At 58.2% G+C, this 20,529-nt stretch carries 18 protein-coding genes; 10 read left to right on the top strand and 8 right to left on the bottom strand.

What is annotated here, in order from left to right:
* Positions 1 to 2 precede the first annotated feature (2 nt).
* From ACQUWM_RS11065 to ACQUWM_RS11080, 4 genes are all read right to left on the bottom strand, one after another.
* On the bottom strand, positions 3 to 1,643 hold the full coding sequence (locus ACQUWM_RS11065) for a methyl-accepting chemotaxis protein (protein ID WP_406999288.1): 1,641 nt from the start codon (positions 1,641 to 1,643) through the stop codon (positions 3 to 5).
* A 217-nt stretch (positions 1,644 to 1,860) separates the two neighbouring features.
* Positions 1,861 to 3,897, bottom strand: a complete 2,037-nt coding sequence (locus tag ACQUWM_RS11070; protein WP_428922195.1) for a PhoX family protein — start codon at positions 3,895 to 3,897, stop codon at positions 1,861 to 1,863.
* 194 nt (positions 3,898 to 4,091) lie between these two features.
* Positions 4,092 to 4,391: a hypothetical protein gene (locus ACQUWM_RS11075; RefSeq protein ID WP_406999292.1), complete on the bottom strand. Its 300-nt coding sequence runs from the start codon at positions 4,389 to 4,391 to the stop codon at positions 4,092 to 4,094.
* A 129-nt stretch (positions 4,392 to 4,520) separates the two neighbouring features.
* Positions 4,521 to 4,784 (bottom strand): hypothetical protein, encoded by a 264-nt coding sequence (locus ACQUWM_RS11080; RefSeq protein WP_406999293.1) that lies wholly within the window; start codon positions 4,782 to 4,784, stop codon positions 4,521 to 4,523.
* A gap of 249 nt (positions 4,785 to 5,033) precedes the next feature.
* Between ACQUWM_RS11080 and ACQUWM_RS11085 the strand changes: the two genes are divergently transcribed.
* Complete coding sequence (locus tag ACQUWM_RS11085; protein WP_406999696.1) at positions 5,034 to 6,260, top strand: alkane 1-monooxygenase; 1,227 nt, start codon at positions 5,034 to 5,036, stop codon at positions 6,258 to 6,260.
* Between the two features lie 171 nt (positions 6,261 to 6,431).
* Here the strand turns inward: ACQUWM_RS11085 and ACQUWM_RS11090 are convergent, their stop codons facing one another.
* Together ACQUWM_RS11090 and ACQUWM_RS11095 are read right to left on the bottom strand one after the other, a co-directional pair.
* A complete protein-coding gene (locus ACQUWM_RS11090; protein ID WP_428922196.1) occupies positions 6,432 to 7,211 on the bottom strand; it encodes a crotonase/enoyl-CoA hydratase family protein in 780 nt (259 codons plus the stop codon).
* Between the two features lie 209 nt (positions 7,212 to 7,420).
* Positions 7,421 to 9,223, bottom strand: a complete 1,803-nt coding sequence (locus ACQUWM_RS11095) for an acyl-CoA dehydrogenase (protein ID WP_428922197.1) — start codon at positions 9,221 to 9,223, stop codon at positions 7,421 to 7,423.
* 258 nt (positions 9,224 to 9,481) lie between these two features.
* Between ACQUWM_RS11095 and ACQUWM_RS11100 the strand changes: the two genes are divergently transcribed.
* A complete protein-coding gene (locus tag ACQUWM_RS11100) occupies positions 9,482 to 10,477 on the top strand; it encodes a GlxA family transcriptional regulator (protein ID WP_428922198.1) in 996 nt (331 codons plus the stop codon).
* A gap of 111 nt (positions 10,478 to 10,588) precedes the next feature.
* Positions 10,589 to 10,753, top strand: a complete 165-nt coding sequence (locus tag ACQUWM_RS11105) for a hypothetical protein (RefSeq protein WP_406999300.1) — start codon at positions 10,589 to 10,591, stop codon at positions 10,751 to 10,753.
* A gap of 20 nt (positions 10,754 to 10,773) precedes the next feature.
* Here the strand turns inward: ACQUWM_RS11105 and ACQUWM_RS11110 are convergent, their stop codons facing one another.
* Complete coding sequence (locus ACQUWM_RS11110) at positions 10,774 to 11,793, bottom strand: CNNM domain-containing protein (protein WP_428922199.1); 1,020 nt, start codon at positions 11,791 to 11,793, stop codon at positions 10,774 to 10,776.
* 7 nt (positions 11,794 to 11,800) lie between these two features.
* Positions 11,801 to 13,855 carry an FAD-dependent oxidoreductase gene (locus ACQUWM_RS11115; RefSeq protein WP_406999304.1) on the bottom strand — a complete coding sequence of 685 codons (2,055 nt, stop codon included), beginning with the start codon at positions 13,853 to 13,855 and terminating at the stop codon, positions 11,801 to 11,803.
* A gap of 453 nt (positions 13,856 to 14,308) precedes the next feature.
* On the opposite strand from ACQUWM_RS11115, the gene ACQUWM_RS11120 reads away from it, so the two are divergent.
* The 7 genes from ACQUWM_RS11120 to ACQUWM_RS11150 all read left to right on the top strand — a co-directional run bounded on the left by ACQUWM_RS11120 (position 14,309) and on the right by ACQUWM_RS11150 (position 20,482).
* On the top strand, positions 14,309 to 17,110 hold the full coding sequence (locus ACQUWM_RS11120) for a monovalent cation/H+ antiporter subunit A (protein ID WP_428922200.1): 2,802 nt from the start codon (positions 14,309 to 14,311) through the stop codon (positions 17,108 to 17,110).
* A complete protein-coding gene (locus ACQUWM_RS11125; RefSeq protein ID WP_406999308.1) occupies positions 17,110 to 17,478 on the top strand; it encodes a Na+/H+ antiporter subunit C in 369 nt (122 codons plus the stop codon). The genes ACQUWM_RS11120 and ACQUWM_RS11125 overlap by 1 nt, the downstream gene beginning before the upstream one ends.
* Positions 17,475 to 18,992, top strand: a complete 1,518-nt coding sequence (locus ACQUWM_RS11130; protein ID WP_428922201.1) for a monovalent cation/H+ antiporter subunit D — start codon at positions 17,475 to 17,477, stop codon at positions 18,990 to 18,992. Before ACQUWM_RS11125 ends, ACQUWM_RS11130 begins: the two co-directional genes overlap by 4 nt.
* Positions 18,992 to 19,480, top strand: a complete 489-nt coding sequence (locus ACQUWM_RS11135) for a Na+/H+ antiporter subunit E (protein WP_406999312.1) — start codon at positions 18,992 to 18,994, stop codon at positions 19,478 to 19,480. Before ACQUWM_RS11130 ends, ACQUWM_RS11135 begins: the two co-directional genes overlap by 1 nt.
* The gene (locus ACQUWM_RS11140; protein WP_406999314.1) at positions 19,477 to 19,746 is read left to right on the top strand and encodes a K+/H+ antiporter subunit F; all 270 of its coding nucleotides are present in this window, start codon (positions 19,477 to 19,479) and stop codon (positions 19,744 to 19,746) included. The genes ACQUWM_RS11135 and ACQUWM_RS11140 overlap by 4 nt, the downstream gene beginning before the upstream one ends.
* A 39-nt stretch (positions 19,747 to 19,785) precedes the next feature.
* Positions 19,786 to 20,118: a Na+/H+ antiporter subunit G gene (locus tag ACQUWM_RS11145; protein ID WP_406999316.1), complete on the top strand. Its 333-nt coding sequence runs from the start codon at positions 19,786 to 19,788 to the stop codon at positions 20,116 to 20,118.
* Positions 20,119 to 20,200: 82 nt separating this feature from the next.
* Positions 20,201 to 20,482: a pyrimidine/purine nucleoside phosphorylase gene (locus tag ACQUWM_RS11150; RefSeq protein ID WP_012136445.1), complete on the top strand. Its 282-nt coding sequence runs from the start codon at positions 20,201 to 20,203 to the stop codon at positions 20,480 to 20,482.
* The last annotated feature ends 47 nt before the right edge of the window (positions 20,483 to 20,529 follow it).

Here is a 20,529-nt window from a genome sequence, read left to right on the forward strand (position 1 = left end):
CCTCAGTGATTGTCCGGACGGTACCCAACCCGGAAACCGCCCCAATGGCGACCATTCACAAATACCGGCACCGACAGGTCGTGCATGATTTCTCCGGTATCCCGCCGATAGGTCTGCAGCAACATGTCTTCGGTGTGATTGCCACAGCGCGCGCCGGTACGGTCATTGAACAACCGCTTACTACGGCTTTTCACCAGATCCACATCGGGGTCGCCGGTCGGGGCATGGGCAAAATTCCGGTTATGGGTGGGCACGTACCCATCTGGTGCGGCGGCAATGGCAAACACCACGGCGTTGTGTGAATCCTTGACGGGCTCCTGTGCCGACGGCAGGTGCTGATCGGTAAACTGGTCAAAGGCACTGGAATATTTCTGTGGCCGGGTATTGGGAATCGGGTTGCGGGTTTTGTCGAACAGCGCCCCCTCCGTGATTCTGCCGTCACGGATAGCCTGCTCGAACAGCTGCCCGATGCGGTCCGCCCCCTCCCTTGCCTGCTGGTAAAAGAAGCGGTGATAGCTGGCATCACTGTTGAGGGCAAACGCAGCGTTTGCCTTCTCCGCCAGCTCCATCAGGGTAGCGGCCTGCTCCGCCAGCGACTCCACGCTGCTGTCGCTTTCGGAAATCTGATCACGCACCGTGCCGATAGCAGTAAACACCTTCTCCAGGCTCTGTTCGTTGTTCTGGTCACTCTCAGCGATGCGGGCAACCTGTTGCTGCAAGTGATCCGACTGGTCGCGGATCTGATCCAGTTGTTCTCCCACACTCTCTACGGACGTCAGCCCTGCTTCCACACTCCGAGCCAGATCCTCGATACGAGACACAATCAATGTGGTGTCTGTGCGGATTTCCTCCAGCGTCTCCGCGACCTCGCCTGTTGCCTGCGCTGTCCGACCGGCCAGTTGCCGTACTTCGTCGGCAACGACTGCAAAACCACGACCCTGATCCCCCGCCCGGGCTGCCTCAATTGCGGCATTCAGTGCCAGCAGGTTGGTCTGTTCGGCGATACCCTGAATGGTGGTGGTTACACCCTGAATACGGTTGGATTTTTCATTCAGTTCCTGGATCAGCCGTAGGTTCTCAGCGGATTGCTGATGGACCACCCTGACGCTTTCGATAGCGCCGGTCAGTGACTGGCGGCCTTCGGCACTGATCTGGCTCGCCTGCTGTGCCATCGTGGCGGCGTCGGCGGCCTGGCGGGATGACTCCCGCACCGTTTCAGTGATTTGACCGGTGTAATCCGCCATTTGGGCAGTTTCTTCCACCTGGCGGTCCAGGCGAAGCTTGAGCTGGTCTGCGGCGTATGAAACCTGGGCGGCGGAAATGGCATTCCTGTCAGCGCTGCCAGAGAGTGTTTCCACCAGAGCACGGCCAACCCTGGCATCAGACACCAATTGGCCACACTGATCCGCGATGGGGTTACCGTCCGACAACTGACCGGAGTTCAGTTCCTTCAGCCCCCGCTCGACAGGCTCCAGCACACGAAGTACCAGATAGCCGGTAGCAACCACCAGCCCGACGAGAATTCCGACAAGCAGGGAGATGGCATCCAGGCCAGTCACGGGTGCCGCCAGCACACCAATGATTGCAACAACAACCGCAAATATCGCCCCTTTCCAAGCCACTGGCCGCAAAAGTAATCCCATGCCAACCTCGATGATGTCATTACTGATTTAGAATTGTTATTGAGGGTCATTCCGGAGCTTACTGAATTGGGCTGGGTTGTGATCTCATACTTTAGTTCATTCTGTCGCTGTTTGACGGCGGAGGTTTCCAGAACTTAAGAAGGGCAACTAAAAGAACGGGCCGCCCCGGTCGGGGCGGCCCGTTCTGACTGACTTTCAGATTTTGCGACTGCGCGGCTCAGGCGCCAACCACCCCGCCATCGTCCCGGGTCACGATGACTGTTGCGTCCCGGGGGCGCGATTCATCCGCGTTGGGCCAATTGCCCTGAGGGTGCTGGATGTTAACAAACATGGTCTTGCCGTCCGGTGTAGTAACAACCCCGGTCACTTCACAGTTGACAGGGCCTACGAAGAACCGGCGAATATCCCGGGTCTGCGGATCGGCGGCCAGCATCATGTTGTTGAGGTATGGCTCGCTCCAGCTTCCGTCTGTCTGAATCCACAGCCGGCCGTTGTAGTCGAACCACAGGCCGTCCGGACTGTTGAAGATGTTGGAGTCATCCAGGGTCACAACCGCTTCACCATCAACGACCGTTTCCGTGCCCTGCTCACCGGCAAATACGAAAATATCCCACTCAAAGGCCGTTGCGGCGTGATCGCTTCCGGCCTCCATCCAGCGGATGATGTGGCCGGTACTGTTCTCAACCACCGGGTTGGCGGCGTTGACGTCATCATACCCATCCTTGCCCCGGTTGCTGTTGTTGGTCAGCGTGAAATAGACCTCACCGGTTCCCGGATCCACGGCACCCCATTCCGGGCGGTCCATCGTGGTTGCACCGGCAATGTCCGCCGCCAGGCGGGTATTGAGCAAAACGTCCTGCTGGCTCTCAAAGCCATCAAAAGCAATATCGCCCACGTTGGTGCCCACCGCAGCAGCCACTTTCGCTGCGAACGCCTCATCGTCCAGTGAGAGGGGCAGCCAGTCTCCGGAACCGTCATCGTTAAAGCGCGCTACGTAGAGCGTGCCTTCGTCCAGGAGATAACCACCGGCGGTTGCCGCGTAGTAGGGTTGCGCGGAAACAAACTTGTAGATGTATTCGAAACGGGAATCATCACCGGAATAACACACCACCGGCTCCCCTTCCCTGGCGGGGGCGAAAATGACGCCCTCATGGCCAAAACGTCCCAGTGCTGTCCGCTTTTGTGGTTTGCTTTCCGGCGTGAACGGATCAATCTCCACCATGAACCCGTAGGTGTTGGCTTCATTGCGGTAGTCGAGATCGGCAGAAGCCTCCTTGGTCGACACATCAAACCGCAGATACTGGTCCTCTGCGCTGTCAGCCAGCTCCCAGTCGTACCGTGATGACGATCCCACACCATGACGAACCTGCTCACGCGGTTGGCTTGCATCACTGCTGGCAAAATAACCGTGCCAGTTTTCTTCCGCCGCCAGATAGGTGCCCCAGGGTGTTGGCCCCATGGAGCAGTTGTTCAATGTGCCCCGGGTCTCGGTTCCCGTGGGACTGTATTTGGTGAAGAGTTTCTCATAACCACGCAGTGGTCCGCGGATATCCATCGGAGTGCCACCGGTAACCCGGCGGTTGAAGGGGCTGCCATGGACGACTTCCCACTCACCATCCGTGGATTGCTTGATATGGATAACGGACACGCCGTGGGCGGCAACCTCTTTGCGAACCTCGTCTGCCGGTCGGGTGCCGTCACCATTGGTCGTGGCCCCGGACGGGTGCAACGCTGACTGGTTGATGTACTCATGGTTCATCACCAGCAAGCCTTCCGTAGAGCTGCTGCCCCCGGCTTTCTGATCAATCGGGAAAAAGTGCATGCCATCGTGGTGCATGCCCACCTGGTTTTCCTGCTCAGCCCCGGAGTTGGACCCATCCGGAAGGTAAGCCGGGTAGCTCCCGGTCAACGGAGTTCCCCACGGCACAAAGGCTGTTGCGGTGTAACCCTCGGGGACCACCACCCGGTTCTGATCGGAAACGGCCACCGCCTTGAAGCCAAGCTCTGTTGTCACCTCGGCGCCGCCAGAACCCCCATCCAGGTTGCCATCGTCATCGTCGCTGTCATCATCAGAACAGCCGACCAGCCCCATGCCCATCAAACTGGTCAGTGCGGCACCTACTGTGCCCTTCATCAGGGTGCGGCGCTCCATTCGCGACGCCAACACGGACGTAAACGATGTGTTGCCGGAATGATTGACCACCGGTTCGTAATTCGGATCCAGATAATTGGGATCAAGGTCTTGCTTGGCCATGAATGCCTCTCTAATCAGGTTATTAGGTGTGTAATGATCAGAGGACAGTGTCAGCTCAATAAATGACAGGCTGTGGACAATAAGAAGTCAGTATCTTTACCGTTTTTTGACACCTCATTTCAGTCGTCCATACACGAAAAAACCCGCTCCATAGTCATGGAGCGGGTTTTCTCTGAGCTGCGGTCAGCCGCTACTTACTTTTCGTCTTCAGTAACTTCATCGTAGCCTTCTTCCATGGCGTCGCCAGCGTCATCGGCTGCCTCGCCAATTTCATCAGCCGCGTCTTCTGCACCTTCCTGCATTTCACCCATGGCGCTCTCGTCCTGACCGGTCATCTCTTCCGCGCCTTCCTCAATTGAATCACCGGCATCGTCCATCATCTCACCGGCGTTGTCGGCGGCCTCATCAAAATCGGCACCCTCGTCTTCCTGACTGCAAGCTGCAAGACCCAGCGTCATAATCAGAGCCAATGCACTCAAAGTTAGCTTGTTCATACCATGTCCTTTCGTTGGCGAATGTAAACAACGGAGACGAGTGTAGGGCCGCCGCTGCATGGGAGGCAATTACCGGGGGATTACTCTTTTGTTAGCTCATACAGCCAGTTAACCAGACTTGAGGGAATATCAGCCAATTCCGCTGGATATTTCCACGCCATCCACCATGACCACATGATCCAGCCGAAGCATCTGCCCCCTGCCGATCAGTACGAATTCCCGACCCGCCCGGCTGAACAGGTCACGGATAACATCGTGGACTATCTGGACCTGACCGGCATCGTCCCGATAGACGATTTCCAGAAGCCGCGCGGACGATAGATGCTCCCGCAGAAACTGGTGAACAGACCAGTGGACCGATGGCGGTGCGCTGGAGAGATTTCCCGAGGCCATAGTTGACGCTTCCCTGTGAGTCGTGACCGTTGCCTTGTCAGTGTGGTCCATAAACCATTGCTTTGCCAATTTCACGATGACCTGTTTCTGACCCATTGTGATAAAGATTACTGTTGCATTGATAGATTGTCCGACATAAAGTGAAATCACATCCTGATGACTGGAGCCCCTACAATGAATACAAAAACCCGTGACAAACTGGATAGCCAGACAGTTGATGCAACCGTCAATGTCAGTGCGAATGAGGAAATGCCCTCCTCCAACAAGGCGGGGCAGGACTGGAAGGACCCCAAACGCTACCTGTGGCTGATGGGGCCGGCACTGCCGGGGATCGGTCTGGCTGCCCTGGCGGGGTATGCCATCGCACCGAAAAAACTCCGGGCCCTGGCCTGGACCGGCCCGGCACTGGTTCACGGCATCATTCCCGCATTGGACCGGGCCGTAGGCGAGGACAAGAGCAACCCGCCGGAGTCGGCGGTGAAGACCCTGGAGCAGGACAAGTATTACGACCGGATCGTGAAGGCTTTTATTCCAACCCAATACGCCATGACGTTCATGGGCGCCTGGCTGGCAAGCCGCAAGAAAACGCCGCTGGCGGATCGGATTGGCATTACCCTGACGGTTGGCGCCGTAAACGGTATTGGCATCAACACGGCCCATGAGTTGGGGCACAAGTCCAATAAGCTGAACAAGCTGATGGCCATGGCGGCGCTGGCGCCAACCGGTTACACCCACTTTGTGGTGGAGCACAACTTTGGCCACCATAAACGCGTGGCAACCCCTGAAGACCCGGCCAGCAGTCGTATGGGCGAGAGCTTCTGGAAGTTCCTGCCGCGCACGGTGGTGGGCGGTATCAAGTCTGCGGTGAAGATCGAGAAGGCGCGCCTGGCACGTAAGGGCAAGGGCTTCTGGAGTCTGGACAATGAGCTGCTGCAGGGCTGGGCGATGAGTGCCGGGCTCTTCGGTGCCACTACTCTGGTATGCGGGCCCCGCGCCATTCCGTTCCTGGCGGCACAGGCAGCCTACGGCGCCAGTCTGCTGGAGACGGTGAACTATGTGGAGCACTACGGCCTGCTGCGTCAGAAAGATGCCAAGGGCAAGTACGAACGCACCCAGCCATCCCACAGCTGGAACAGCAATCACATTGTGACCAACCTGTTCCTGTATCAGCTACAGCGCCATTCGGATCACCATGCGCATCCGACCCGCAGCTTCCAGGCATTGCGTCACTTTGAGGATGCGCCACAATTGCCGGGCGGTTATGCGTCCATGCTGGTGCCAGCCTATTTGCCATCCCAGTGGTACGAGATGATGGATAAGCGGGTGATTGAGCACTACGAGGGAGATCTGGACAAGATCAACTGGGATCCTGACCGCAAGGCGGAGCTGATGGCCAAGTATGCCGATTATGCCGCTGAGGTGGCTGCCAAAGCCAAGGCCCGGAAAGAGTCTTCTGCTTCAGAGGAGGCCGCCTAGAAACCCAGCCCTGGTGCATGCGGCCATCAGGGAGCGTCTTTCCGTAACACGCCCGCAAGTACGTCCATGCAGGGCTCGTCTGTGGCCATCCCTGGCCACAGACGGTTTCGGAAAGACGCTCCCTGCTGTCCGCTCGGACTTGGTTGCCAGCCGCCCGCTCAGAGTCCGGAGTTACCTTCCTTTGAAAACCGCATCCCTTCTTTCCAGGAAAGACTGGATTCCTTCTTTTACATCCTCACTGGCCATGACCGGCCGGAGATCCGGGAACAACCGTTGCTTCGCGGCCTCCTGCCCTTCACTGACAGCGATTTTTGATGACTTCAGGCTGCCCTGAACACCCAGCGGCGCGGCTTTTGAAATTTTCTCAGCAATCTCCATGGCCACATTGAACTGCTCGCCCGGCTCCACCAATTCCTGAATCAGCCCCCACTGGAAAGCCTGCTCGGCGGTCCACTCATCGCCGGTGAGCAAATAACGCTGGGCATTGCCCCAGCCGATTTCCCGCTGCAGGCGAATGGTCGCGCCACCACAGGCAAAGATGCCGCGTTTGACTTCCAACTGTGCAAAGCGGGTGCCTTTGGCGGCTACGCGGATGTCGGTGTTGAGCATCATTTCGACACCGCAGGTGAAACAGATGCCCTGGGCGGCGAAAACAATCGGTTTGGTGAGGCCTTCACCGGTAACGTGGAAGGGGTCGAGTTCCCCCTCCCCCGGTTCAATGCCCGTGCCGTCGGCAAACACGCCCGCCCAGTCGTCCAGTTGCAGGCCGCTGGTGAAGTGGTCGCCTTCGGCGTACATCAGACCGACCCTCAGGTCCGGGTCGTTTTCCAACTGGTGATAGGCCGCCGCGATTTCGTGGTACATCGCCCGGTTCATGGCGTTCATTTTTTCCGGGCGGTTCAGACCGATTAACAGGATGTGGCCCCGTTTTTCCACGTGTACCAGTGACATTTGATGTGCCCTCAACTTTGGGAACCTAGCCTGCTCGCTGCGGGGTGGCACGGTCAACGGGGTGGTCGTGCGCCATACTTCCGCAATATATCCGGCAACAGGCTCGGGAAATGGAATTCTGATCATTCCAGACTCTGGTTGACCAACTTGCGGAACTTTCCATTGCGCTAACTCCAGGACTCTCAGGCCTGGAGTATGGAAGCATCAGGTCAGAACCACTCGGACTTCATGTTCAGACAAGTATCGTCCTGATTCCGGAGCAGAACCAGATCCTGCGCCACTGTCGGCAACTCCCAGTGGAAGAAGTACTGGGCGGCCTGGAGTTTGCCCTGGTAGAAGTTGCGCTCATCGTCACTGTTGGCGGACGCCAGGGCATTGGCGGCGGCGTTGGCCTGGCGGATCCACATCCAGGCGACAATGATATGGCCGAACAGGTGCAGGTAGCAGGCAGCGTTGGCCAGGGGTTTGTCCACGTCGCCACCCATCAGGGATTTGCCCAGGTCCTGGGTGACTTTGACTGCCTGCTGCAGGGTTTCACTGAGTGACAGCGCCCATTGCTGGCAACGATCCGTGGTTGCCGCCTCGAGATCCACCTGCATTTCCTGCATCAGCAGCTGCAGGCCGTGGCTCTGATCCTGCCAGATTTTGCGGCCCAGAAGGTCGAGAGCCTGAATGCCGTTGGTGCCTTCGTGGATGGGATTCAGGCGGTTATCACGCCAGCACTGTTCTACCGGGTATTCCCGGGTGTAGCCGGCACCACCGTAGACCTGGATGGCCAGGTCGTTGGCCTTGGGGCCGTATTCGGAGGGCCAGGCCTTGATGACCGGGGTGAGCAGGTCCAGCAGTTTGCCAGCTTCCAGGCGTTTCTGTTCGTCTGGATGGGTGTGCTGGTCGTCCATCAGGCGGGCGCCATACAGGCACAGGGCCAGGCCGCCTTCGCTGTAGGCTTTCTGGGCCAGGAGCATGCGCCGTACGTCGGCGTGATCAATGATCGGCACCTGGGGGGATTCCGGGTTTTTCTCGCTGGCTTTGCGGCCCTGGAGGCGGTCTTTGGCGTATTCCAGGCTGTGCATGTAGCCGCGATAGCCGACCACAGCCGCACCAAAGCCTACTCCGACTCGCGCTTCGTTCATCATCTGGAACATGTATTTCAGGCCCTGATGAGGCTCGCCAACCAGATAACCGTGGCAAGGAGCGTCATCACCAAAGCTCAAGGCGGTGGATGTGGTGCCACGGTAGCCGAGCTTGTGAATCAGGCCGGCGAGGTTGACGCCGTTGCGTTCGGTGGGATTCCCTTCTTCGTCCACCAGGAACTTGGGGACGATGAACAGGGAGATACCTTTCACGCCGGCCGGAGCACCTTTGATTTTCGCCAGCACCATGTGAACGATGTTCTCGGTGATGGACTGCTCGCCTCCGGAAATGTAGATCTTGGCGCCTTTGATCAGGTAGTGGCCATCGTCCGTGGGGGTCGCGGAGGTGCGAATATCCGCCAGGGATGAGCCAGCGTGGGGTTCCGTGAGGGCCATGGTGCCGGTATAGCGGCCGGAGAGCATGTGCGGCAGGAAGGTGGTTTTCTGCTGCTCGTTGCCAAAGACGCGGACAAGGTTGGCGGCGGCGGTGGTCAGGAACGGGTAGCCTGCGGTGCCGGGGTTGGCGGCGGTGAAGAAGCCGTTGCAGGCGGCCATGACGGATTCCGGCAGTTGCATTCCGCCCAGGTCATAGTCGTAACGGCCGGCGATAAAGCCCGCTTCGGCGTAGGCGTCGAAGGCTTCCTTGACCTGGGGCAGCATCTCTACCTCACCGTTGACGAATTTGGGTTCGTCCTTGTCGGCAGCGCTGTTATGGGTCGCAAACTTTTCCCGGGCCATTTTGTCGGCGGTTTCGATGACGGCATCGAAGGTGTCGCGACTGTGTTCGCTGAAGCGCTCGCGGGTGGTGAGGCTGTCGGTATCGAGAACTTCGTAGAGTTGGAACGCCAGGTCGCGGCGGTCGATCAGGGTGTCGGTCATTCTGGGTCTCCTGTTTGTTGCTGACAAGCCTCTCATACCTCTGTTTTTCTGGGAACCGGCATTTATGACATAATCTTGGTGAATCCCGCCATCCCAAGATTTATCTGGCTCTGCCGGGAGTCCGGCGGTCGGACATGAAAGGGGGAAGTCCTCCCGAGACACGCCGTAAATACATCCCTGTAGGCTTGAGTGCAGCATCCATGCTGCACACAGTCTCGTGAGGACTTCCCCCTTTCATGCCCTGCTTTGGGAGCTAGTATGCGAACAGTGTCTGTTATCGGGTTTGATGGGGCACTTGCCAGTGCCATTACAGGCATTATTGACCTGTTCCGATTAGCGGGTGTTACCTGGGCACGGATCAACGGAGAGCCGCCCGAACCGCAATTTACTACCCGTTTGCTAACGAAGGACGGGGCGCCCTGCCGTTGTATAAACGGCCTGACGATTCTTCCGGATGGCGCGTGGAACGACAGGCAGCCTTCTGAAGACAGCACCGATCTGGTGATTATTCCGACCATTGGCGGGCCGATTGAGCGGGTGTTGGCAGCGAACCCGGAGCTGATTGAATGGCTTGCCGGGTTTCAGTCGTCGGATTCTGGGCAGGTGCGGGTGGCCAGTAACTGCACGGGCGCCTTCATGCTGGCGGAGGCCGGTTTGTTGAACGGACGGCAGGCGACGACCCATTGGGGGTTCAGTCGTCAGTTCCGGCAGCGCTACCCGGCGGTGGATTTGCATCAGGACAAGCTGGTGACGGTGGACGGTCACCTAGCCTGTGCGGGTGGCGGGATGGCCTGGTGGGACCTGGGGGTTTATCTGGTGGAGCGGTATGCCGGGGCGCAGGTGGCGCGGGAGCTGGCGAAGGCGTTTGTGATTGATGCCGGGCGTACGAGTCAGGCGCCTTATGGTGCGCTGCAGGCCCGGCGGTATCATTCGGATGCGGCCATCCTGAAATTGCAGGATTGGCTGGACGAGCATTATGGTCAGCCGGTGACCCTGCAGTTTCTTGCCACCCAATGCGGTCTGACGGAACGTTCGCTGATTCGACGGTTCAGGGCAGCGACTGGCGACACCCCGACCAGCTACCTTCAGATTCTCAGGATCGAGGCGGCACGACAACACCTGGAAAGTTCACGAATATCGGTGGAAGAGGTGACCCGCCAGGTGGGCTACGAGGACGTGAGTTCCTTCAGCCGGTTATTTCGCAAACACACCGGTCTGACACCCGGGACCTATCGCTCAAGATTTGCACGTTAATTCGACTGAAAGGCCCTCCTGGCCCGGGTTATGCATCGGTATTGAGTGTGGGCCATTCCGTGCCACTGAACGTAAAGAATATTGACGGGTGTAAAAATGGGGAGGTTCGCCATGAACGCACCGATCAGACAAAGCCAGGCAGACATTCTGAGCAAGCTGTACGACATGAAACAAAAGCAACTCGCTCAGGCCTGTCAGCAGGGACACAGCTTGCGTTGTCAGGTACTTGAAGCGGAGGCGGAAGCCATTTTCAATGCTCTGAAAGCCATCCGGTAACCGGATAGCCCACCGACACATCAGGAGCTGTACTTTTTCAGTCGTCGGCTCCATCGTTGCTTCGCATAGCGGCGAAGATTAGAGACATTATCGGTTTCGTCCACGATTTCGGTGCCCAAAAGTGTCTCTAATATGTCCTCCAGCGTCACTATTCCGAGCCAGGTGCCCAATTCGTCATAGACCACGGCCAGGTGTTGCCGCTCCCGTAACATGTCCGAAAACACCAGTTCGATGTTCGTGTTGCCCTTAACTTTTTTAACGGTTCTCAGGCTCTTCTGGAGGTCTGCATCGTCAGGCAGGGTGATCAGGTCGGAACGGTGAAGGTAGCCTAACGTCTCGCCATCCTCGTCGATCACCGGATAGCGGGAAAAGGGCCCCGACTTCACTTTTTCCCGGAACTGCTCAATGGTGGTGTCCGGCGAGATGAACTTGCACACTGTGCGCGGGGTCATCACGGAGCTGACTTTGATCTCATGGAATCGCAGAACGTTCTGGATCATCCGCCGCTCGTCTTCATCCAGCGCCTGCTGGTCCCTGCCGATCTCCGCCAGGGCACTGATTTCCGCCCGGACATCCGTCTCCGGCTCACCGGAGGCAATACGTCGGGTGATCTGTTTCGACAGCCAGATAAACGGCAACAGGCATTTCATCAGGAAGCCAAGGATTGCCGGCAGTTTCGGCGCCAATCCCCGCCAGTACTTGGCACCAATAGTCTTGGGAATAATTTCCGAAAAAATGAGGATTGCCAGGGTCATAACGCCAGAGGCCAACCCCAGCCATGCCTCGCCAAACACCACCGCCACTTGCGCGCCCACACCAGTGGCACCAACGGTATGGGCGATGGTGTTAAGTGTCAGAATTGCCGACAGGGGGTCATCAATGTCGTCCTTGAGCTTCCTCAATCGGGCAAACAGCTCGGGGTTGTCCTGTTTGATGGATGCAATGTAGCTCGGCGTAATGGAAAGCAGCGCTGCCTCCAGGATCGAACAAAGGAAAGAGAACCCGATGGACAGAACCGCGAATGCGATCAGAAGTATCATGAATGCCTCAAATACCCGCCGCCACTTCGGTACCCTGGCGGATGGCCCGCTTCGCATCCAGTTCTTCGGCAACGTCGGCGCCGCCAATCAAGTGGGCTTTTACGCCAGCACCGGCCAATTGATCAAATAGTTCACGGTAGGATTCCTGACCGGCGCATATGATCACATTATCGACACTCAGCACTTTGCTTTCCTTTACCTGGCCGTCTTTATCCCTGATGGATATGTGCAGGCCCTCGTCGTCAATGCGGTCGTAACTGCATCCCCGCAGCATGTCTACGTCGCGGTGTTTAAGGCTGTTACGGTGCACCCAGCCTGAGGTTTTACCCAGACCACCGCCAACCTTGCCGGTTTTGCGCTGCATCAGGTAGATCTTGCGCGGCGACGGTGTGGGCTTACGTTCCGCCAATCCGCCCGGCCCTTCAAATTCCGGGTTAACACCCCACTCTGCCTGCCAATCCGCCACGCTGACCTGCTCGCCCTCCGGGTGATGGCCAAAATCGTGGGTCAGAAATTCGCTGACATCGAAGCCGATACCGCCCGCACCAATCACCGCAACACTTTCGCCAACCGGTTTGTTGTGGCGCAGGACGTCGAGATAACCCAGCACCTTGGGGTGATCAATACCCTCGATGTTCGGTGTCCGTGGCTTAACGCCAGTGGCAATAATGACATCGTCAAAACCCTGTTCGGCCAGCTCGGCGGCTCCGACGCGGGTATTGAGTTTCAGGTCAATCTCCAGCAGTTCGATCTGGCGCTGGTAGTATCGCAGGGTCTCGTAAAACTCTTCCTTGCCAGGAATGCGTTTGGCGTAGTTGAACTGACCACCGATTTTATCGTCGGCCTCGAACAGCGTCACCCGATGGCCACGCCTGGCGGCCGTTGTGGCTGCCGCCAGGCCCGCCGGCCCGGCTCCGACCACCGCGACGCGGCGAACCACGGGCGCTACCGTCAATACCAGTTCGGTTTCATGGCAGGCCCTGGGATTCACCAGGCAGGAGGCGCGCTTAGCCTTGAATACATGATCAAGGCAGGCCTGGTTACAGGCAATGCAGGTATTGATCTCGTCGGCACGGTTCTGCTCGGCCTTGCGCACGAATTCGCTGTCCGCCAACAGCGGGCGGGCCATGGAAACCATATCCGCCTTGCCGGCGGCGAGGATTTCTTCGCCTTTCTCCGGAGTATTGATGCGGTTGGTGGTACAGACCGGAATGTTCACTTCACCGTAAAACTTGGCCGTTACGTCGGCAAAACCGCCGCGGGGTACGGAAGTCACGATAGTGGGCACCCGGGCCTCGTGCCAGCCAATGCCAGTGTTAATAATGGTGGCGCCCGCTTTTTCAATGGCCTTGCCCAGGGTCACGATCTGATCCCAGGTCTGACCGCCTTCCACCAGGTCCAGCATGGAAAGGCGATAGATGATGATGAATTCGGGGCCGACCGCCTCGCGCATGCGGCGAACGATTTCCACCGGCAGGCGCATGCGATTCTCGTATGGGCCGCCCCACTTGTCCGTGCGTTTGTTGGTGCGTTCACACAGGAACTGGTTGATAAAATAGCCTTCGGAACCCATCACCTCAACGCCGTCATAGCCGCCGAGCTTCGCCAGTTTCGCGGCATTGACGAAATCGTTGATATGACGCTCCACGCCTTTGGTGGACAGGGCGCGGGCCTTGAACGGGCTGATCGGCGCCTTGGTGGCGGATGCGGATACAATCAGCGGCTGATAGCCGTAACGGCCAGCGTGGAGCAACTGCAGGCAGATTTTGCCGCCCGCTTCATGGACAGCCCCGGTAACGTGCCGGTGCAGCAACGCGGTGGCGCGGTTGTTCATGGTTGAAGACAAAGGCGCCAACTGGCCCGCCAGGTTCGGTGAATACCCCCCGGTGACCATCAGCCCAACGCCCCCTTCAGCCCGCTCGGCAAAATAGCGGGCAAACTTGTGGATGTTCCAGAACCGGTCTTCAAGGCCGGTATGCATGGAACCCATCAGCACCCGGTTCCTGAGTTCGGTAAAACCCAGATCAAGCGGCTTCAGGAGGTTTGAATAGGCTGCGGTCATAGTGCTCTCTCAGATTCTCTGATCAGAAAGGGCCATGTTAGCACAGGGCTCCGGGCCCGATGTATGACACAAAACCCGTCCCGGAGGCATTGTTCAGCCAAGCCCCGATGCACCTCCCGTAACTGCCAATAGTTTTGATTAATCGCAAGCTGACTTGACCTCTGGGGCCTGCCACGTATCATCGGTCCTCGTATCTGACTAACGGAGCACTTATGACCGCCAGGTCCAACGTGTTACACCAACCCGGTTTTCGCCCGGTCACTGCCGATTCGCAGAGACACCGGGGCAGGTTGCCGTACTTTCCAGACCCACCCCGTTTGCTCTGATTCCCCCGCCACAGCCGTTATTGTCAGCGGCATGCACCAATTGGTGCACAATGGCAGGTCGGGAACTAGACTCAGGCACTGACTGCATCTCCATCCATGAAAGAGAAAAACCAATAACGAGGTTGCGATGTCGCTACCGCTGGTCGTTTTACTGCCCTTTATAGGGGCGTTGGCAGCACCTTTGTTTGCTCAGGGAGGCCGCACGGCAATTGCCATTGCCTCGTCGGTTCCCGCCATTGTCGCTTTGGCGGCACTGTACCCGCATTGGTCAACCATTGCCGATGGCGGCATCGTCCTTCACAGCTATGAATGGCTGCCGGCACTGGGCTTTTCATTCAGTTTCCGTCTGGATGGGCTGTCTTTACTGTTTGCTCTGCTGATTCTTGTTATCGGCCTGCTGATCATTCTCTATTCCCGCTATTACCTGAAGGCCAAAGAGAATGTCGGGAAATTCTACTCGATGCTTTTGTGCTTCATGGGCTCCATGCTCGGCATCGTGCTATCCAGCAACCTGCTGCTGATGCTCGTGTTCTGGGAACTGACCAGCCTGACGTCGTTCCTGCTGATCAGTTTCTGGAATCATAAGCAGGACGCCCGCCGGGGCGCCCGTATGGCCCTTGCCGTCACTGGCGGCGGCGGTCTTGCTCTGATGGCCGGCATTCTGATCATCGGCAATATCGTTGGCAGTTTCGAGCTGGACGCGGTGTTGGCCGCCGGCGACCAGATCAAGGCACACAGCCTGTACCCGATTGCCCTCACCCTGGTGCTGCTGGGCGCATTCACCAAGTCCGCCCAGTTTCCGTTCCACTTCTGGCTGCCCCATGCCATGCAGGCGCCCACGCCGGTATCGGCCTACCTTCATTCGGCAACCATGGTCAAGGCCGGCATTTTCCTGATGGCCCGCCTCTACCCGGCACTGGCGGGTACCGAGCAGTGGTTCTATATGGTGAGCTTCACCGGTATGGCCACCCTGTTGATCGGCGCCTACGTGGCCATGTTCAAGCACGACCTGAAAGGGCTGCTGGCCCATTCCACCGTCAGCCATCTGGGCCTGATCACCCTGCTGTTCGGCATGGGCACCCAACTGGCTGCCGTGGCAGCGGTATTCCACGTCATTAACCATGCCATCTTCAAGGCATCCCTGTTCATGGCGGCGGGCATCATCGACCATGAAACCGGCACCCGGGACATGCGCCGCATTAACGGCCTCTGGCGTTACATGCCCCACACCGCCACCCTGGCGATGGTCGCGGCCTCATCCATGGCTGGCGTGCCCCTGCTCAATGGTTTCCTCAGTAAGGAGATGTTCTTTGCGGAATCCCTGCAACTGAATCTGCCGGGCTTCTGGGCCTGGGTGCCTCCGCTGGTTGCCACCCTTGCGGGCATTTTCGCCGTCGCCTACTCGGCACGCTTTATCCACGATGTATTCTTCAATGGTAAGCCGGTGGATCTGCCCGTGTATCCGCCCCATGAGCCGCCGCGCTACATGAAGATTCCGGTGGAAATTCTGGTCTTTGCCTGCATCATGGTGGGGGTGTTCCCGGCAATATCCGTCGGCCCGCTGCTTTATGCCGCTGCTTCAGCCACCCTGGGCGGCAATGTACCAGAGTACCACCTGACCATCGCCCACGGGTTCAACCTGCCTCTGATGATGAGCTTCGCCGCATTCATCGGTGGCCTGCTCATGTACAGCCAGCGTCAGCGTTTCTTCGATTTTCACGCCCGCTTCCGGGAAATTGACGAAAAGGCCGTCTTCGAGGCGGCGGTTTCCCGAGTGGTCGCGGCAGCCCACCGACTCACCAGCTGGATCGAAAATGGCTCGCTGCAACGCTATGCCCTGCTTCTGGTGCTCAGCGTGGTTGCTGTTGCCATCGTACCGCTGTCCAGTCTGGGCTTTTTCGTGGGTGAGAACGGACTGGCTCCGATCGACTGGCCAACCCTCATAGGTATGGGCGTGCTGATCCTTTGCGCACTGGGCACAGCGGTGTTCCACCGTGAACGCTTCTATGCCCTGGTATTGCTGAGCGTGGTGGGCCTGCTGGTATCGCTGGGTTTTGCCCGTTTCTCCGCACCCGACCTCGCCATGACCCAGCTGTCTGTTGAGGTTGTCACCATCGTGTTGCTGATGCTGGCGTTGTTCTACATGCCATCCTGGACGCCAATGGAAAGCTCTACCGGCCGCCGGGTTCGTGATATCGTAATTGCGCTCGCCGCAGGCACCGGTATGACCCTGGTGACCCTGGCGATGCTGACCCAGCCTTTCACGTCCATTTCCGACTACTTTCTCGAGAACAGCAAACCCGGCGGTGGCGGCACCAACGTGGTGAACGTAATCCTTGTGGACTTCCGGGGCTTCGATACCCTCGGGGAAATCACGGTACTGGCGATTGCCGCACTGGGGATCTACGCGATGCTCAAGAACACCGCGCTGACGCCGCCCCCGGGCGATGGACAGGGACATCCCTGGACCCGCGATGCCTACCCGCTGATGCTGCGTCAGATCGCAAGGCCCATGCTGCCGATGGCGCTGATGGTATCCGCCTACATCTTCCTGCGCGGACACAACATGCCGGGTGGCGGCTTCATTGCCGGTCTGATTACCGCAGTGGCACTGATTCTCCAATACATCGCCAGCGGCATGGTCTGGACTCAGGACCGCGTGCCATTCCGCTATCACAGCGTCATAGGTCTGGGACTGTTCTTTGCCGCTATAGCCGGCGCTGCCAGCTATGCATTTGGCTACCCGTTCCTCACCAGCACGTTTGATTACATAAGCTGGCCGATCGTTGGCAAGTTCGAGGTGGCCTCCGCCCTGGTCTTCGACCTCGGGGTCTATCTCACGGTCATCGGAGCCACGCTCCTGGCACTGGTCAGTATTGGCCGCCTGTCACCCCATTCCGCCATTAAAAGCAAGAAGGAGAGCGCATAATGGAGCTGGCATTTGCTCTGGTCATAGGCGCGCTGACCGCGTCTGGCGTGTACCTTTTACTGCGGGCCCGCACCTTTCCCGTGGTAGTGGGTCTGACGCTGCTTTCCTACGGCGTCAACCTGTTCCTGTTCTCTTCCGGTCGGCTGGTGACCGGGGGCCAACCCATTATTGGAAGCAATAACAGCTATGCCGATCCGCTGCCCCAGGCACTGGTCCTGACGGCGATCGTCATCGGCTTTGCCATGACCGCATTTGTTGTGGTGCTGGCGCTGCGCAACCTGGCCGACAACGAAGACGACCATGTCGACGGATACCAGACCGAGGCCAATGCCGAATCAGAGGAAACAGTGGAGGTAACCAGTAAATGAACCATTGGCTTACCGCCCCCATTCTGATTCCGCTGCTGGGCGGGATACTTCAGGTATTTATGGGGTATGCCCCGATCAGCCTGCGCCGCACCCTGGCGATAACCACAACGGTCCTCATTCTGGCGGCCTCCGTGGTGCTGCTGGTTCTCGCCGACGATGGCAGCTACCGCGCCTACGCGTTCGGCAACTGGGAGCCCCCTTTCGGCATTGTGCTGGTACTGGACCGCCTGGCAGCCCTGATGCTGCTGCTGACATCCATCCTCGCGCTGTTCTGCCATATCTATTCCATTGGCGGCGCGGATGAAGGGAATCGTCAGTTTCATGCGCTGTTCCTGTTCCAGCTGCTGGGCCTGAATATCGCGTTTCTTACCGGCGATCTGTTCAACCTGTTCGTCGCGTTCGAGGTTCTGCTTATCGCCTCCTACGGACTTCTGATGCACGGTGGCGGAACCGCGCGTACCGTGCCTGGCCTGCATTACGTTGTGCTGAACCTTGCGGGCTCCGCCGTGTTCCTGATCAGTGTGGGCATGATCTACAGCGTCACCGGCACCCTGAACATGGCGGACCTTGCAGTGAAGGTATCCCAGGTCAGCGAGGAAAACCTGCACCTCGTCAGGGCCGGCGGCATGATGCTTCTGGTGGTATTTGGCCTGAAGGCGGCCATTCTGCCGCTGTGTTTCTGGTTGCCCAAAGCCTATGCCAAGGCTACGGCACCAGTAGCGGCCCTCTTCGCTGTCATGACGAAAGTGGGCATTTACGCCATTCTGCGCGTCTATTCGCTGATCTTCGGCGATCAGGCCGGAGATCTGGCGGGCCTGGGCATGGACTGGCTGTTCCCGCTGGCCCTGATCACCCTGGCCATGGGGGTCATTGGCGCCCTGGGTTCAGAAAACCTCAAGACCCTCATCGCCTGGCAGGTCATTATTTCAGTGGGAACACTGTTGGCAGCGATGTCCCTGGGATCCGTGGAGGGTACCTCAGCAGCGTTGTTCTATCTGCTTAACACCACCTGGGTGGTTGGCGGCCTTTTCCTGGTGGTCGATCTGATCAGCCGCCAGCGTGGCACCGCTGGCGACCGGATTGTCACTGCCCCCAGAATGCGGAACCGCACCTTTCTCAGCGCGCTGTTCCTGACTGGTGCCGTCGCGGCAGCCGGGCTGCCTCCCCTGAGCGGTTTCTTTGCCAAGCTGATGATATTGCAGGCCGCCACCCCGGGCCCTGAAATGGCCTGGCTGTGGTCCGCCGTGCTGATCGGTGGCTTTTGCACCCTCATCGCTTACAGCCGGGCCGGCAGCATTGTGTTCTGGCGAAACGTCGATGGCCATATTGAGGACCCGGGCAAACTCAGCGGCGCCGTGTCGGTGTCGGCCGGAGCACTGATAGCCCTGAGCCTGGTGATCGTTGCCCTTGCCGGGCCGATCACCCGCTATACTGACGCCACTGCCGCACAGCTGCATAACAGCGAGGCATACATCCAAATCCTCGGGACACCCATGGTGGGGGAGGATAACTAATGCTTGATCGCCTGAATTTCCCCCAACCCTGGTTAAGCCTGACTCTGTTTCTGACATGGCAACTGCTGAGCGACGGCATTTCCGGCGCCAGTGTTGTAATGGGTCTGATTCTGTCCTGGCTGATCCCGCAGTTGACCCAGGGGTTTTGGCCCGAACGCCCGGTGTTCATCAAATTCTGGCGCATGCCGGCTTACCTGCTCAGGATGCTGCTGGATATCGTAACCGCCAGCATTACAGTGGCACGGCTGATCCTCAGTGGCCGCCAACCGAAACCGGTATTTGTGTGTTATCCGCTGGATCTGGAAAACCCGCTGGCTATCTCCATCCTTGCCAGCACCATTTCCCTGACCCCCGGCACCGTCAGTTCAGACATCAGCGATGACCAGAAAATACTGCTGATTCACACCCTGGACGCGGACAACGAACAGGACGTTATCGATGCCATCAAAAATCGCTATGAAAAGCCTCTGATGGAGATGTTCCAATGATCACAGTTGCCCTCCACATCACCATTGCCATGGTTGTGCTCGCAGCTCTGCTCAACGTTTACCGCCTGATCAAGGGGCCAGATGCCCCTGACCGGGTGTTGGCACTGGACACCCTTTACATCAACGCCATTGCCCTGATCATCCTGCTGGGGATCACGCTCGGGACGCGCATGTACCTGGAATCCGCGCTTCTGATCGCTGTTATGGGCTTCGTTGGCACGGTTGCCATGGCGAAGTACCTGAAAAGGGGCAGTGTCATTGAATAAGTTACCGGACGTATTGAAAGCATACGGAGGAGACAGGCCATGAGCCCGCTTATCGAATACACGATCGCGGCCCTGCTGCTGATCGGGGGATTCTTCACTCTGGTCGGCGCCATCGGCCTCGCCCGACTGCCGGATTTTTTCACCCGGTTACACGGCCCCACCAAGGCCACCACACTCGGAGTCGGGGCCATTATGCTGGCATCCGTGGCCTATTTCAGCGCCAACGGCGAAGGTATCGGTCTCACCGAGATTCTGATTACCGTCTTCCTGTTCATGACCGCGCCAGTGAGCGCCAACATCCTGGCCAAGTCAGCCATGCACATTGGCGTGGACGTAATGGAGGGCACCACGGGCAACCCCTGGGAACAGTAAAGCGAACTGCAAAAAAATGTCATTGGATGGAAAACAAATTGCCGTATAGTAGGCCCCCACTTTTAATCAAGGAGCCATACCCATGCTGAACGTGAACGAATACTTTGACGGCAAGGCGAAATCCATCTCCTTCCAGACCTCCACCCTACCGGCCACTGTTGGTGTGATCAGCCCGGGCGAGTATGAGTTTGGCACCAGCAAGAAAGAAACCATGACGGTGATCAGCGGTGCTTTGACCGTTCTGCTGCCGGGCATGGAAGAATGGATGACCTACGGTTCCGGGGAAAGTTTCGATGTTGCCGGCCAGGCAAGCTTCAAAGCGAAAACCGATATCGATACAGCCTACCTCTGCACCTACGAATAGGCCAGACCGGCGCTCATAAATTGCAGAGCGGAACAGAATTCCTGTAA

This window comes from Marinobacter sp. DUT-3 (assembly GCF_050379435.1).
Taxonomy (GTDB): domain Bacteria; phylum Pseudomonadota; class Gammaproteobacteria; order Pseudomonadales; family Oleiphilaceae; genus Marinobacter.

Coding starts and splice junctions, on each gene's coding strand:
- ACQUWM_RS11140 (WP_406999314.1), top strand. CDS start 19,477: ATGATCACAGTTGCCCTCCACATCACCATTGCCATGGTTGTGCTCGCA.
- ACQUWM_RS11095 (WP_428922197.1), bottom strand. CDS start 9,223: ATGACCGACACCCTGATCGACCGCCGCGACCTGGCGTTCCAACTCTAC.
- ACQUWM_RS11100 (WP_428922198.1), top strand. CDS start 9,482: ATGCGAACAGTGTCTGTTATCGGGTTTGATGGGGCACTTGCCAGTGCC.
- ACQUWM_RS11105 (WP_406999300.1), top strand. CDS start 10,589: ATGAACGCACCGATCAGACAAAGCCAGGCAGACATTCTGAGCAAGCTG.
- ACQUWM_RS11080 (WP_406999293.1), bottom strand. CDS start 4,784: ATGGCCTCGGGAAATCTCTCCAGCGCACCGCCATCGGTCCACTGGTCT.
- ACQUWM_RS11130 (WP_428922201.1), top strand. CDS start 17,475: ATGAACCATTGGCTTACCGCCCCCATTCTGATTCCGCTGCTGGGCGGG.
- ACQUWM_RS11125 (WP_406999308.1), top strand. CDS start 17,110: ATGGAGCTGGCATTTGCTCTGGTCATAGGCGCGCTGACCGCGTCTGGC.
- ACQUWM_RS11145 (WP_406999316.1), top strand. CDS start 19,786: ATGAGCCCGCTTATCGAATACACGATCGCGGCCCTGCTGCTGATCGGG.
- ACQUWM_RS11090 (WP_428922196.1), bottom strand. CDS start 7,211: ATGTCACTGGTACACGTGGAAAAACGGGGCCACATCCTGTTAATCGGT.
- ACQUWM_RS11135 (WP_406999312.1), top strand. CDS start 18,992: ATGCTTGATCGCCTGAATTTCCCCCAACCCTGGTTAAGCCTGACTCTG.
- ACQUWM_RS11110 (WP_428922199.1), bottom strand. CDS start 11,793: ATGATACTTCTGATCGCATTCGCGGTTCTGTCCATCGGGTTCTCTTTC.
- ACQUWM_RS11150 (WP_012136445.1), top strand. CDS start 20,201: ATGCTGAACGTGAACGAATACTTTGACGGCAAGGCGAAATCCATCTCC.
- ACQUWM_RS11085 (WP_406999696.1), top strand. CDS start 5,034: ATGCCCTCCTCCAACAAGGCGGGGCAGGACTGGAAGGACCCCAAACGC.
- ACQUWM_RS11065 (WP_406999288.1), bottom strand. CDS start 1,643: ATGGGATTACTTTTGCGGCCAGTGGCTTGGAAAGGGGCGATATTTGCG.
- ACQUWM_RS11115 (WP_406999304.1), bottom strand. CDS start 13,855: ATGACCGCAGCCTATTCAAACCTCCTGAAGCCGCTTGATCTGGGTTTT.
- ACQUWM_RS11070 (WP_428922195.1), bottom strand. CDS start 3,897: ATGGCCAAGCAAGACCTTGATCCCAATTATCTGGATCCGAATTACGAA.
- ACQUWM_RS11075 (WP_406999292.1), bottom strand. CDS start 4,391: ATGAACAAGCTAACTTTGAGTGCATTGGCTCTGATTATGACGCTGGGT.
- ACQUWM_RS11120 (WP_428922200.1), top strand. CDS start 14,309: ATGTCGCTACCGCTGGTCGTTTTACTGCCCTTTATAGGGGCGTTGGCA.